Consider the following 12088-nt stretch of genomic DNA (forward strand, 5'->3'; position numbering starts at 1 on the left):
CGTTATGCATTAGATTATATAGCGATTATCACCAAGGAGAGCAGACTAACATGCCGGGATTATTGATGTTTTATGTGGGCGGTACGGCGCCGGGCGCCAATATTGAGTTGCACGACGTGCAGTTTGCGGCGGCGGATCGGCCGGAAGAGGCGTATCCGCTGCTGCGCGAAAAGTGGTTCGGCGATAAGCGCAAGGTGCATGTCGACGGCTATGCGCGCATCGACTGGGCGGACGGTTACGACGTGAGCCTGGAGCCCGCGCCGTTCGCCGGTGAAGAGAAGCTGTTTTTCGTCAACGTGGGCGGCTACCGCAGCGATGAGCTGGCGGAACTGCACCAGTTCGGCCTGTTCGTGGCGCGCTCCGCCGACGAGGCGAAAGACAAAGCCAAACGGGTACTGCTGACTGACAGCGCGCAGCAGCACAAGGATGACCTGGCCGAGGTGGACGACTGTCTGCTGCTGCAGGCGCTGCAAGGCTACCACGTGCATCTGCGGGCCAACCCGCACGGGAAACCGGCCCGGCCGCTGTGGCAGGGATATCTGCCAATCGGCGAACCCGCGTTATAACGCCGCCAGCGCCTGCAGCTGTTGCTGCAACCAGCGGCAGGCCTCAGGCCGGCCGTTCTTGCGGTGCAGGTAGATTTTGATCTGATACGGCGGCACCGGAAACGGCAGGGGATGGATATCCAGCGCCGCCGCCTGCCGCAATTTTTGCGCGGCGTAACGCGGCATGCTCATCACCAGTTCGCTGTCGGCGACGATGAACGGCGCTCCCAGCAGCGAAGGCGTGCGGATGGCGATATCGCGCTGCAGCCCCAGTTTGTCGAGCTGGTAGTCAATGACGCCACGCTGTTCGTTCCACGGCGTCACCACCAGATGACGCGCCTGCAGGTAGTTTTCCAGCGTCAGCTCGCCGTATTTCGCGCTGAACGCGGGCGAACAGATCGCCACATACTCATCCTCCAGCCAGCTCACCTCGTCGATCTCCGGGTAGCTTTCGCCATCGGTTTCGGTAAAGCCCAGCGCGAAGTCGATGCGCCCCGCCAGCAGATCGTTCAGCGCCACCTTGCGCTCGGAATAGCGCAACTGAAACGATAACCCCGGCGCCAGGCGCTGCATCTGCGCCATCAGTGCGGGAAACACCGCGAAAGCGGTGTAATCGGTAATGGCGAAGGTGAAGCTCTCCCGGCTTTCGGTGGGGACGAAGCGCGGGCGCGGATGCAGCCCTTTGGCCAGCAGCGCCAGACTTTCGCTGACGGTCGGAGCCAGGCTGTCGGCATACACCGTCGGGTGCATGTCGTTGCCGACCCGGTAGAACAGCTCGTCCGCCAGCGCCTTGCGCAGCCGAATCAACGCGTGGCTCAGCGCCGACGCACTGAGGGCCAGCTCTGCTGCGGCGCGCGTCACCGATCGCAGCCGATAGACCGCTTCGAACACTAGCAGCAGGTTGAGATCGAGGCGCTTCAAATCCAGATGCATAATATTCATTACCTGTTGATAAAAATGCAGTTCATACAGTATTTGAGGCGCGATATGCTGGCAAGCACAGTCATCAACACACCCAGGATTTACCATGACCATTGAGATTTACCCGGCGCAAAAAAGCGACGCCAAACTGATTCTGGATATGATTATCGAGCTGGCGGTGTACGAAAAGGCGCGCGAGCAGGTGCTGGCCAGCGTGGAAGACATCGAACGCAGCTTGTTTGGGCCGGGCGCCTGTTCCGAAGCGCTGATTTGTACGGTGAACGGCGAGCCGGCGGGTTATGCGGTGTTCTTTATGAGTTACTCCACCTGGCTGGGTAAAAACGGCATCTATCTGGAAGACCTGTACGTGGCGCCGAAGCATCGCGGCGCGGGCGCCGGTAAAACGCTGCTGCGGCACATCGCCCGGCTGGCGTGCGAACGGCAGTGCGGCCGCCTGGAGTGGAGCGTGCTGGACTGGAACCAACCGGCCATCGATTTCTACCTCAGCATCGGCGCGCAGCCGCAGGGCGAGTGGGTGCGTTATCGTATGGCGGGCGAGGCGCTGACGCACTTCGCGGCGCACGGGGCGGCGCTGCCGGCGTAACCGTCATTGGGGGGAGGCGGCCTCCCCAACTGTGGTGGTGTGATCGGTTTACTGCGGGTGAATCAGGTCAGGATCAGGCGGGTTTGCGGGCGGCGAGAATGAAGATCATCGGGCGCTCCTGCTCTTCGTCCAGCGCCGGGTTAGCGGCGATTTGCTGCGCGCTGGGGCCCCATTCGTTCAAATGCTGGATGATAAACCCTTGCTGCGCCAGCGGGTTGATATAGCCGCCGAGCGTGCGGTGCTGCTTGATGACGCCTTCCGCCAGCCAGTTGGAAACGCGCTGGCCTTCTCGCTGGTAGCCGTTGACCGGCCAGGATTTCTGCCCGTTGCCGTCGGTCAGCCAGCCCTGCTGCGCCGGGGCGGTATAGATCGGGTGCTCGGCGGTGAAGATGAACTGCCCGCCGGGTTTCAGCGCGGCGTAAACCGTGGCGAACAGCGCGGGCAAATCCTCGAGGTAGTGCAGCGTCAGCGAGCTGTAGACCAGATCGTAACTTTCCGGCAGCAGTTGCAGCTGCGCCAAATCCTGCCGACGGTACTCGATACCCGCGTCGGCGGTCATCTCCCGCGCCTTGGCCAGCATTTTTTCCGAAACGTCCAGCCCCAGCACGCTGGCTGCGCCCTGTTCGCGCGCGCTGCGGCAGAACCAGCCGTAGCCGCAGCCGAGATCGACCACGCTTTTTCCCTGCAAATCCGGCAGGATGCGGCGGATGGCGGGCCATTCCGGCGCGCCGTCCAGACCGTGCTGCGAGCGGCTGAGCTGCGCATAGCCGTCGAAGAAAGCCTGATTGTCATAGATATTTTGCGTCATGATGACTCCTTGGGGTGAATGACGGCGGCGGAATGCCGCTGCCATACCCTGCATATTGCTGCATAATTCTACGCTGACAACATGAATAACGGGAATGACGATGGACATAATTTCGGTGCGGCAAGCGCCCGAGCTGGCGCCGCGCGCCATTGCGTATTTTCAGCGGCACTGGGCCACGGCAGAGACGCTGATGATGTATGAAGACGCCATCAACCGCAGCCTCGGCGCTGCCAACCCGCTGCCGCAGTGGTACCTGCTGATGGAAAATGACCAGATCCTCGGCTGCGCGGGGCTCATCACCAACGACTTTATCAGCCGTGGGGAGTTGTATCCCTGGCTGTGCGCGCTCTACGTAGAAGAGACGCAGCGCGGCCGAGGCTACGGCGCCAAACTGATTGAGCATGTAGCGGCGGAAACCCGCCGGCTGGGCTTCCCGCAGCTGCACCTGTGCACCGATCTGGAAGGGTACTACGAGCGCAGCGGTTTCGTTTATAACGGGCTCGGCTATCACCCCTGGGGCGAGGCCTCGCGGGTCTATTCGCGGGTGCTGTGATCGCCGCCGCCGTGTAAGACAAACCTGACTTTTCATTCACCTTATCGCGCCTCGCGGGTTACACTGGCCGCTTGTTCGCCACCGACCGGGTTAATTCGCCGCCGCGATGAGAGTGCCACGCCAGCTACCGCAACGCTTCACCGCCTGCATCGCCATTATGGCGGTGCTGTTGCTGTTTGTGGCTCCGGTGGTGTCGAAATCGCTGATGCACCATCAGATGATGGGCGGCATGATGCAAACGGACGCCGCCATGCCGCACGACATGCACGGGATGGCGATGCCCGCCGCCGAGTATGCCGGCCACCACGGCATGGACTCGGCGGAGATGATTTTCTGCGGCTACTGCGAGCTGCTGATCCACGTGCCGCTGCTGTTGTGGGTATTCGTCCCGCTGCTGTGGCTGATGACGCGCATCGCGCGCCTGCCTTGCGCGCCGCGCATCGTCCCCCCGCCCCTTCGGCGCCTTGCTCTGCGGCCAAGCCCGCGCGGGCCGCCCGGCCAGCCGTTTTTCCTTATTGCTTGATCATGGGTAACGCCGTTCGTATCGCTGCGGACGGTTTGCCTGCGCGCACAGTTTGAAAAACGAGAAAGGCCATGTCTTCGATAACCAAAACTCCACCTGCCGCATCGCCGAGAGGCGCGATGCTGAACCTGATCAGACGGCTGCATTTTTATATCGGCCTGCTGGTCGCCCCTTTTATTCTGGTCGCCGCACTGACCGGCACGCTGTATGTGCTGACCCCGCAGCTTGAAGAGGCGCTGTATCGCGATGCGCTGTCTACCGATCCGCACGGGCACGCGAGACCGCTGGCCGACCAGATCGCCGCCGCCCGCCGTGTGGCGGGTGACGAGGCGCGCATTTACGCCGTGCGCCCGGCGCCCGGTGCAACGGACACCACGCGTGTGCAGTTCGCGAGTGCCGATCTGGGCGCTTCCGAGTCGCGCGCGCTGTTTGTCGATCCTTACACTCTGGCAATCAAGGGGGATATGACGGTGTACGGCACCTCCGGCGTGCTGCCGCTGCGCACCTGGCTGGATAAGCTGCACAGTAGCCTGCTGCTCGGCGACCTGGGCCGCAATTACAGCGAGCTGGCGGCCTCCTGGCTGTGGGTGGCCGCCTTGGGCGGCGTGGCGCTGTGGCTGGCGACGCGGCCGAAGCGCAAGCTGAAAAGGCCGAAAGGGGGCTTTGCCGCCAGCCGCCATTGGCATATCACGCTGGGCGTGGCGCTGCTGGCCGGGCTGCTGTTCTTCTCGGCCACCGGGCTGACCTGGTCGCAGTGGGCCGGCGGCAACATCGACACGCTGCGGGCCAACCTGGGCTGGCTGACGCCGCAGGTCAACGCCAGCCTGCAGGCCGATGCGCCGCAGACGCCGGCCGATCCGCACGCCGAGCACCGCCTTATGATGCCGGGCATGAAGATGAATCCTGCCGCACAGACCAATGCGCTGAATGGCGACTGGGATCGGGCGCTGCACGCCGCGCGCGCCGCCGGAATAGACGCCGCTAAGGTCGAGCTGCGTCAGCCGAAAGGCGAGGGCAAAGCCTGGACGGTGACCGAAGTAGATCGCAGCTGGCCGACGCAGGTGGACGCGGTCGCCATCGCGCCGCAAAGCTTCGCCGTCGTCGATCAGGTGCGGTTCGACACTTTCCCGCTCATCGCCAAGCTGACCCGCTGGGGCATCGACGCCCACATGGGCATTCTGTTCGGCTTGCCGAATCAGCTGCTGCTGGCGGCGTTCGGCCTCGGGCTGTGCCTGATGATTGTGCTGGGTTACCGCATGTGGTGGAGACGCCGCCCGGCGGCGGGTGCGCAGCATCCGGTGCAGACGCTGGTTGCCGCCTGGCTGGCGCTTTCCCTGCCTGCGCGCGCCGGCACGCTGCTGGTAGCAGCGGCGCTGGGTTATTGCCTGCCGGTAATGGGCGTGAGCCTCGCGGCGTTGCTGCTGGTGGACGTATGGCGCTGGCGCGGCCAGCGGCAAGGCCAGCGGGATGAAACGCCGGAAGCGGCCGCCCGCCGCGCCGAGGTGCGCAAGTTCCGCGCGGCGGTGGCGACGGTGGCGGTAGCGGTCGGTTGCGTGATGGGCCGTGCGATCCTCGGCGGCACCGTCGAACAGTTTCAGCTGCCGATCGGCGACTGGAGCGCCCAGATGGTGATCATGCAGAGCCTGATGGTGTTGCTGTATACGCTGGTGTTCACCCTGTTGCTTTCCATTCCGCTGTGGTATTTCTTCCTGGGGGAAAAAGAGGGGCGGTGAGGTAGCGTCCGGCATGCCTATGGGCATGCCGGATATTTGGGAATGGCGCTTAAGCACGTATCATCTCACCAGATGGGTAATTTCCACTGAAAGGAAGCGAACGATGACGTTTAAACAACAAAGGGATAAGGCGATAGCGCTGATGGAGGAAAAGAAGATGTGGCGGAGTAACTATGCGCCGCCAATCTTGCGCTTGCTGTGGCGAATGGACGTGAATATGCCACCGCCGCCGTTTGCGCCTTTCTGGCTGAATATGCTGTTCTTCGGCATTTGGTTTGGCCCACTGTGGGGCGTGCTGATGTGGTTCATGGTATGGAAAAATCAGGGACATACTGGTGAAGATGCCCTGATATTAAGCCTCGCCGCCGGCCTGCTGTTTGGCTTTTTTATGGCGCTTTTCCACTATTGGCGAAAAAAGGCGAACAGGTTGCCGGACTGGAACGATCTTTGACACATTGGTGACGAACAGACACAAAAAAGCCCGCAACCGAAGTTGCGGGCTTTTTCGCTATTATCGCCGGGTCTATCTGGTTCACTGGCGACGTATTTGGTGGAGCTGGGGGGATTTGAACCCCCGTCCGAAATTACTACACCGTCGGCACTACATGCTTAGTCCAATCTTTACATTCGCCGGCCAGCTGCGGATGGACACGCTACTGACAGACTAGCCTGATTGAGTTTAACGCTTCAGCCCCAGGCAGGACGTCCACGCGATCTCTTTTGGGTTTGACCTCTCTTGATCCCCGTCCTAAGAGCGGAGGCTAGGGAGAGAGGGCTCTAAGCAGGGTATTAAGCTGCTAAAGCGTAGTTTTCGTCGTTTGCGACTATTTTTTTGCGGCTTTTTACGAGGCCAACCGCCCCTCGGCATGCTCCTAGGGCTTCGCAAATCCCGTCGAATCCAGAATCAGCCCCAAGTAACTTTGTGCAGTATACCAGAAGTTTACCTCGATAAGCCAGCGGCTTAACGATTGGCGTGCTTCATGATACGGGCTTTCGCCGTCTGCCATTCGCGATCTTTGATGTCATCGCGTTTGTCGTGCTCTTTCTTGCCTTTGGCTACGCCGATCTTGATCTTGCTCCAGGCATTTTTCCAATACAGGGACAAGGCCACCACGGTGTAACCGTCGCGGTTGACGCGGCCGAGCAGGGTGTCCAGCTCGCGTCGGTTCAGCAGCAGTTTACGGGTACGCGTCGGATCGCACACCACATGCGACGAAGCCACGTTGAGCGGGGTGATGGTGGCGCCAAACAGATAGGCTTCACCGTCACGGAACGTCACGTAGCTGTCGCTGAGGTTGGCTTTGCCGGCACGCAGCGATTTAACTTCCCACCCTTGCAGCGACAGGCCCGCCTCGAATTCTTCTTCAATGAAGTATTCGAAACGCGCGCGCTTGTTTTGGGCAATGGTGGCGGAACCGGGTTTGTGTGCTTTTTTCTTTGTCATAGTGCGTTCATTATACTGGATGCTTCAGCGAAAGAAATCCTTTCCCGTTCAGCACCTGCGCAATTTTTCGCATTTTTGGTGCCCTCATCCCGTAGCAGATTTTTTGTTTGCCGCCAGATAAATGATATTATCTGTACGTTTTATGTCTTACAGGAAATGATATGCCCCAGATCAGTCGGTCTGCATTAGTGCCGTTCAGCGCCGAGCAGATGTATCAGTTGGTTAACGATGTTCATTCTTATCCCGATTTTCTGCCAGGCTGCACTGGCAGCCGGGTGCTTAACGCTACCTCCAACGAGATGACCGCCGCGGTGGACGTCGCCAAGGCCGGTATCAGCAAGACCTTCACCACGCGCAATACGCTGCTGGATAACCAGAGCATCAATATGCAGCTGGTCGATGGCCCGTTCCGCAAGCTGATGGGCGGTTGGCAGTTCACACCGCTGAGCGAAGAGGCCTGCAAGGTGGAGCTGCACCTGGACTTCGAGTTCACCAACAAACTGATTGAGCTGGCGTTCGGCAAGGTGTTCAAAGAGCTGGCGGGCAGCATGGTGCAGGCATTCACCCAACGGGCGAAAGAGGTCTACAGTGTCTGACATCCAGGTCGAGGTGGTGTACGCCTTGCCGGAGCGGCAGTACCTGCGCAAGGTGAAGCTGGCCGAAGGCAGCAGCGTTGAGCAGGCGATCCAGGCTTCGGGCCTGCTGGAGCTGCGCCAGGATATCGATCTCAAGAGCAACAAAATCGGCATCTACAGCCGCCCGGCCAAGCTGGGCGATACGCTGAACGACGGCGACCGGGTAGAGATTTACCGGCCGCTGATCGCCGATCCGAAAGAGCTGCGCCGGCAACGGGCAGAAAAGGCAAAAAAATAAGGCGCTTATAGCGCCTTATTTTTTTATCTGAAACTGATTTTCTCTTCCGCGTTGCAGCCTGCGACTGTCATGAGGAACACCATGCCCCCTCATGGGCCGGAAGAGCGGGCGACGCCGATTACTTGGTCAGCGCCGGTTTGTTCTGGATATCGGTCAACACGCCTGCGCTGTCGAAGGTCAGCGTCAGCGTCTGCTGGGTGATGTCTTCATGGCCAGGCTGCTGGCGGAACACATAGAACCACGTTTGCGTTCCAAACGGATCTTGCAGCATTGGGGTGCCCAATGTGTAAGCGACCTGTTGTTGGGTCATCCCTTTCTGAATTTTCGCCACGTCGGTCGACGTCAGGTAGTTCCCCTGGTTGATGTCAGGACGATAAACCACCTTTTCAAAAGTAGAACAGCCTGCAGTCAGCATCACAAGAACTACAGCGGCGGCAGTCAGCGTTTTACAGCGCATAGTAATCACATTCCTTTAGGGCATAGGATGCCGATGATAATAGACCTTGCGGCAGTTGGAAACCTTTATACCCTTCATCTTTCACGTTGCGACGCATTGGCTTTCCTTTAGCACCTCAAGCGTTTGGCCTTTTTCAGGCTGTTGAGATGGCTTTGGATCACCGCCGCGCCGCACTTTAGATATTTCTCGGGCCAACAGCGTCACTGTCAGACCGCAGGAAAGTGAAAAAGTTGAGCTTTTTTATGCCGCCAGCAGTTCTTTGGCGTTCGCCAACGTATTGCGGGTGACTTCGCTGCCGCCGAGCAGGCGCGCCAGCTCCTGCAGCCGGGCGCGTTTATCCAGCGGCGCCATCCGGGTTTCGGTGACCGTGCCGTCGGTCTGCTTGCTGACGAACAGGTGCTGATGCCCGCATCCGGCCACCTGCGGCAGGTGAGTCACGCACATCACCTGGGTGGATTCGCCGAGCTGGCGCAGCAGACGGCCGACGATGGCGGCGGTCGGGCCGCTGATGCCCACGTCCACCTCATCGAAGATCAGCGCCGGGGTTTCCATCTTGCGGGCGGTGATCACCTGAATGGCCAGCGCGATGCGCGACAGCTCGCCGCCGGAGGCGACCTTCGCCAGCGGCTGCAGCGGCTGCCCCGGGTTGGTGGAGACGCAGAACTCGGTGCGGCTGGCCCCTTCGGCGCTCAGGTGCTGCGGTTCGAAGCGCACGTCGATGTTGAACTTGCCGTGCGGCATGGAGAGCGCCTGCATGCTGTCGGTGATGAGCGTGGTCAGCTCGGCGGCGTAGTGCAGGCGTTTCTGATGCAGTTGCTCCGCCAGCGCCAGCGCCTGCTGATGATGCAGGGTGACCGCCTCGTTCAGATGCTCATGGTCGCTTTCCTGCTGAGACAGCAGCTGCTGTTCATCCAGCAACTGCTGATGCAGCTGCGGCAGCTCTTCCGGCGCGACCTGGTGTTTACGCGCCAGGCTGATTTGGCGCGACAGGCGTTGCTCCAGCTCGTGCAGGCGATTGGGATCGAGATCCATGCGATCGGCGTAATGGCGCAGCTCGTCGCTGGCTTCGCTGATCTGGATAGAGGCCTCTTCCAGCATGTCCAGCAGGCCGCTGAGCTTATCGTCCAGCCCGGCCAGTTCAAGCAGCAGGTGTTTGGCGCTGTAAAGCTGGCTGAGCATGTTGTTCTCGTCGCTGTCGGCCAGCAGCTGCAACGCTTGCTGGCTGAGGGTCAGCAGCTGGCCGCTGTTGGCCAGGCGCTTGTACTCGGCGTCGGTCTGCTCGAACTCGCCGGCCTGCGGCGCGAATTCGTTCAGCTCTTTCAATTGGTATTGCAGCAGTTGCTTGCGCGCTTCGCGTTCGATGGACTGCTGCTGATGGTGCGCCAGTTCGCGGCAGCTCTGGTGCCAGCGCTGGTAGGCCTGGCTCATCGCCGCCAGCAGGGCGGGTTCGTCGGCGTAGGCGTCGAGCAGCGCTTTTTGGTGCTCCAGCTTGAGCAGCAGCTGATGGGCGTGTTGACCGTGGATTTGAATCAGGCGTTGCCCTAGCTCGCGCAGCTGCGACAGCGGCACGGCGGTGCCGTTGATAAAACCGCGCGAACGGCCGTCGGCGTTGATCACCCGCCGCAGCAGGCATTCGTTGCTGTCGTCCAGCTGGTTCTGCTCCAGCCATTCGCGCGCGGACGGGGTGTCCGCCAGCGAGAAGCGGGCGCAGATGTCGGCGCGGGCGGCTCCCAGGCGCACCACGTTGCCGTCGGCGCGGTTGCCGAGGCACAGCCCGAGCGCATCGATAGCGATGGATTTGCCGGCGCCGGTTTCACCGGTGATCGCCGTCATGCCCGGTTGAAAATCGATTTCCAACTCACGAACGATAGCAAAGTTGCTGATGGTTAATTGCGCCAGCATGGGAACCTTCCTGTGTATAAACACATAACTGTAGTTTCATACAGTATAAACTGGTTTTATATACAGTAAAGTGGCCGACGCAGATTTTAGAACAATTTTTTAGACCAGCCCAACTTGGTGCTTAACGTGTTGAAATAGCTGTAGTCCTTCGGGTGAATCAGGTTCAGATGGAAGTTGCTGCGGCGGATCAGCACTTCTTCGCCTTCCTGGATCGGCAGCGCGATCTGGCTGTCGCAGCTAATCTCCAGATCGCTGCCGATCTGCGAAAACTTCAAGCGGATGGTGCTGTCGCCGTTGATCACCAGCGGCCGGGCGGACAGGGTGTGCGGGAACATCGGCACCAGCGCGATCGCCTCCAGCGACGGGGTAAGGATCGGCCCGCCGGCGGAGAGCGAGTAGGCGGTGGAGCCGGTCGGGGTGGCGATGATCAGGCCGTCGGAGCGCTGCGAGAAGGCGAAACGATCGTCGATGTACACCTCGAATTCGATCATGTGCGCCACTTTGCCGGGGTGCAGCACCACCTCGTTGATGGCGGTGCTGATGCGGCACTGCTGGTGCTCTTTATGCACGATGGTTTCCAACAGGAAACGCTGTTCGTCGATGTACTCGCCTTCCAGCACGTCCGCCAGCTGCTGCAGAGCGTTGTCGGGATCGAGATCGGTGAGGAAGCCGAGGTTGCCGCGGTTGACTCCGATCACCTTGATGTCATAGCGCGCCAGCACGCGCGCGGCGCCGAGCATGTTGCCGTCGCCGCCGACCACCACTGCCAGGTCGGCCCGCTGGCCGATATCCGCCAGGCTGCCGGTCACGGCGTCTTTCAGCCCCAAATCATGGGCGATTTGGCGTTCGACCATCACCGAATAGCCGCGGGCGACCAGCCAGTGGAACAGCATCTCGTGGGTTGCCAGCGCTGAAGGGTGACGCGGGTGGCCAACAATGCCAATACAGGCGAATTTTTTATTCATTTGCTGTGATTTTCCTCACCGGGACCCGTTTATGCCCCACATTGTGACCGGTTGACTTGAAACCCCGGTTTTGATCCCCATAATAAGCCAAGTTGCGAGATTAATGCTAAAACGCGGAGATATTCATGAGTAGTAAAGAACAGAAGACGCCAAACGAGCAAGTCTCGGAAGAAATGGAACAACACGCTCATCACGAGGATACGCTGCCGGAAGCGGCGGAAGGCGTCGATCTGCGCGATGCGCGTATCGCCGAACTGGAAGCCCAACTGGCGGAAGCTCAGCAGCAAGAGCGCGACAGCCTGCTGCGCGCCAAAGCGGAAGCGGAAAACATCCGTCGCCGCGCCGAACTGGACGTCGAGAAAGCGCACAAGTTCGCCCTGGAGAAATTCTCCGGCGATCTGCTGCCGGTGATCGACAACCTGGAGCGCGCGCTGGATCTGGCGGATAAAAACAATCCGGAACTGGCCGCAATGATTGAAGGCATCGAGCTGACGCTGAAATCGCTGCTGGACGTGGTGCGCAAGTACGGCATCGAAATCGTCGGCGACGTCAACGTGCCGTTCAACCCGGAAGTGCATCAGGCGATGAGCATGATGGAATCCGCCGATCACCAGCCGAACCACGTGATGATGGTGATGCAGAAAGGCTATACGCTGAACGGCCGCCTGCTGCGCCCTGCGATGGTCGCGGTCTCCAAGGCCAAGGCGTAATCGCTCCGGCAACCGCATAAAGAAAGGCTCCCTGCGGGGAGCCTTTTTTG

15 protein-coding genes and 1 other RNA gene are annotated in these 12088 nt (G+C 60.4%); 9 read left to right on the top strand and 7 right to left on the bottom strand.

What is annotated here, in order from left to right:
* The first annotated feature begins 50 nt into the window (after positions 1-50).
* Complete coding sequence (locus ACP39K_RS23400; RefSeq protein WP_033649790.1) at positions 51-566, top strand: DUF1543 domain-containing protein; 516 nt, start codon at positions 51-53, stop codon at positions 564-566.
* On the opposite strand, the gene ACP39K_RS23405 is transcribed toward ACP39K_RS23400, so the two are convergent.
* Positions 561-1487: a LysR substrate-binding domain-containing protein gene (locus ACP39K_RS23405; RefSeq protein ID WP_033639560.1), complete on the bottom strand. Its 927-nt coding sequence runs from the start codon at positions 1485-1487 to the stop codon at positions 561-563. The two genes, ACP39K_RS23400 and ACP39K_RS23405, sit on opposite strands and share 6 nt — an antisense overlap.
* An 85-nt stretch (positions 1488-1572) precedes the next feature.
* On the opposite strand from ACP39K_RS23405, the gene ACP39K_RS23410 reads away from it, so the two are divergent.
* A complete protein-coding gene (locus ACP39K_RS23410) occupies positions 1573-2070 on the top strand; it encodes a GNAT family N-acetyltransferase (protein ID WP_497008921.1) in 498 nt (165 codons plus the stop codon).
* Positions 2071-2143: 73 nt separating this feature from the next.
* On the opposite strand, the gene ACP39K_RS23415 is transcribed toward ACP39K_RS23410, so the two are convergent.
* The gene (locus ACP39K_RS23415; protein ID WP_079450455.1) at positions 2144-2878 is read right to left on the bottom strand and encodes a class I SAM-dependent methyltransferase; all 735 of its coding nucleotides are present in this window, start codon (positions 2876-2878) and stop codon (positions 2144-2146) included.
* Positions 2879-2978: 100 nt separating this feature from the next.
* Between ACP39K_RS23415 and ACP39K_RS23420 the strand changes: the two genes are divergently transcribed.
* The 4 genes from ACP39K_RS23420 (at position 2979) to ACP39K_RS23435 (ending at position 6138) form a co-directional block, all read left to right on the top strand.
* The gene (locus ACP39K_RS23420; protein WP_082172235.1) at positions 2979-3431 is read left to right on the top strand and encodes a GNAT family N-acetyltransferase; all 453 of its coding nucleotides are present in this window, start codon (positions 2979-2981) and stop codon (positions 3429-3431) included.
* 112 nt (positions 3432-3543) lie between these two features.
* Complete coding sequence (locus ACP39K_RS23425; protein ID WP_049278578.1) at positions 3544-3954, top strand: DUF2946 domain-containing protein; 411 nt, start codon at positions 3544-3546, stop codon at positions 3952-3954.
* Positions 3955-4073: 119 nt separating this feature from the next.
* Complete coding sequence (locus tag ACP39K_RS23430) at positions 4074-5687, top strand: DUF2534 family protein (protein WP_497008922.1); 1614 nt, start codon at positions 4074-4076, stop codon at positions 5685-5687.
* A 103-nt stretch (positions 5688-5790) separates the two neighbouring features.
* On the top strand, positions 5791-6138 hold the full coding sequence (locus ACP39K_RS23435; RefSeq protein WP_060445246.1) for a DUF6404 family protein: 348 nt from the start codon (positions 5791-5793) through the stop codon (positions 6136-6138).
* 97 nt (positions 6139-6235) lie between these two features.
* Here the strand turns inward: ACP39K_RS23435 and ssrA are convergent.
* Positions 6236-6599: a transfer-messenger RNA gene (gene ssrA / locus ACP39K_RS23440) on the bottom strand.
* A gap of 49 nt (positions 6600-6648) precedes the next feature.
* Positions 6649-7131, bottom strand: a complete 483-nt coding sequence (gene smpB / locus ACP39K_RS23445) for an SsrA-binding protein SmpB (RefSeq protein ID WP_016929804.1) — start codon at positions 7129-7131, stop codon at positions 6649-6651.
* A 161-nt stretch (positions 7132-7292) separates the two neighbouring features.
* On the opposite strand from smpB, the gene ACP39K_RS23450 reads away from it, so the two are divergent.
* Both ACP39K_RS23450 and ACP39K_RS23455 read left to right on the top strand, forming a co-directional pair.
* Positions 7293-7727, top strand: a complete 435-nt coding sequence (locus ACP39K_RS23450; protein WP_004929096.1) for a type II toxin-antitoxin system RatA family toxin — start codon at positions 7293-7295, stop codon at positions 7725-7727.
* Complete coding sequence (locus ACP39K_RS23455; RefSeq protein ID WP_004929098.1) at positions 7720-8004, top strand: RnfH family protein; 285 nt, start codon at positions 7720-7722, stop codon at positions 8002-8004. Before ACP39K_RS23450 ends, ACP39K_RS23455 begins: the two co-directional genes overlap by 8 nt.
* Before the next feature lie 118 nt (positions 8005-8122).
* Here ACP39K_RS23455 and bamE read toward each other — a convergent pair whose 3' ends face one another.
* From bamE to nadK, 3 genes are all read right to left on the bottom strand, one after another.
* Complete coding sequence (bamE, locus tag ACP39K_RS23460) at positions 8123-8461, bottom strand: outer membrane protein assembly factor BamE (RefSeq protein ID WP_004929101.1); 339 nt, start codon at positions 8459-8461, stop codon at positions 8123-8125.
* 240 nt (positions 8462-8701) lie between these two features.
* The gene (gene recN / locus ACP39K_RS23465; protein WP_497008923.1) at positions 8702-10363 is read right to left on the bottom strand and encodes a DNA repair protein RecN; all 1662 of its coding nucleotides are present in this window, start codon (positions 10361-10363) and stop codon (positions 8702-8704) included.
* A gap of 86 nt (positions 10364-10449) precedes the next feature.
* Complete coding sequence (nadK, locus tag ACP39K_RS23470; RefSeq protein WP_004929107.1) at positions 10450-11328, bottom strand: NAD(+) kinase; 879 nt, start codon at positions 11326-11328, stop codon at positions 10450-10452.
* A gap of 125 nt (positions 11329-11453) precedes the next feature.
* Between nadK and grpE the strand changes: the two genes are divergently transcribed.
* Positions 11454-12038, top strand: a complete 585-nt coding sequence (gene grpE / locus ACP39K_RS23475) for a nucleotide exchange factor GrpE (protein WP_016929801.1) — start codon at positions 11454-11456, stop codon at positions 12036-12038.
* Positions 12039-12088: the final 50 nt, after the last annotated feature.

This window comes from Serratia sp. EC4 (assembly GCF_059652115.1).

What these genes read in the sequence shown, in the direction of transcription:
- ACP39K_RS23400 (WP_033649790.1), top strand. Translation starts at nt 51, where the DNA reads ATGCCGGGATTATTGATGTTTTATGTGGGCGGTACGGCGCCGGGCGCC.
- ACP39K_RS23405 (WP_033639560.1), bottom strand. Translation starts at nt 1,487, where the DNA reads ATGAATATTATGCATCTGGATTTGAAGCGCCTCGATCTCAACCTGCTG.
- ACP39K_RS23410 (WP_497008921.1), top strand. Translation starts at nt 1,573, where the DNA reads ATGACCATTGAGATTTACCCGGCGCAAAAAAGCGACGCCAAACTGATT.
- ACP39K_RS23415 (WP_079450455.1), bottom strand. Translation starts at nt 2,878, where the DNA reads ATGACGCAAAATATCTATGACAATCAGGCTTTCTTCGACGGCTATGCG.
- ACP39K_RS23420 (WP_082172235.1), top strand. Translation starts at nt 2,979, where the DNA reads ATGGACATAATTTCGGTGCGGCAAGCGCCCGAGCTGGCGCCGCGCGCC.
- ACP39K_RS23430 (WP_497008922.1), top strand. Translation starts at nt 4,074, where the DNA reads ATGCTGAACCTGATCAGACGGCTGCATTTTTATATCGGCCTGCTGGTC.
- ACP39K_RS23435 (WP_060445246.1), top strand. Translation starts at nt 5,791, where the DNA reads ATGACGTTTAAACAACAAAGGGATAAGGCGATAGCGCTGATGGAGGAA.
- smpB (WP_016929804.1), bottom strand. Translation starts at nt 7,131, where the DNA reads ATGACAAAGAAAAAAGCACACAAACCCGGTTCCGCCACCATTGCCCAA.
- ACP39K_RS23450 (WP_004929096.1), top strand. Translation starts at nt 7,293, where the DNA reads ATGCCCCAGATCAGTCGGTCTGCATTAGTGCCGTTCAGCGCCGAGCAG.
- bamE (WP_004929101.1), bottom strand. Translation starts at nt 8,461, where the DNA reads ATGCGCTGTAAAACGCTGACTGCCGCCGCTGTAGTTCTTGTGATGCTG.
- recN (WP_497008923.1), bottom strand. Translation starts at nt 10,363, where the DNA reads ATGCTGGCGCAATTAACCATCAGCAACTTTGCTATCGTTCGTGAGTTG.
- nadK (WP_004929107.1), bottom strand. Translation starts at nt 11,328, where the DNA reads ATGAATAAAAAATTCGCCTGTATTGGCATTGTTGGCCACCCGCGTCAC.
- grpE (WP_016929801.1), top strand. Translation starts at nt 11,454, where the DNA reads ATGAGTAGTAAAGAACAGAAGACGCCAAACGAGCAAGTCTCGGAAGAA.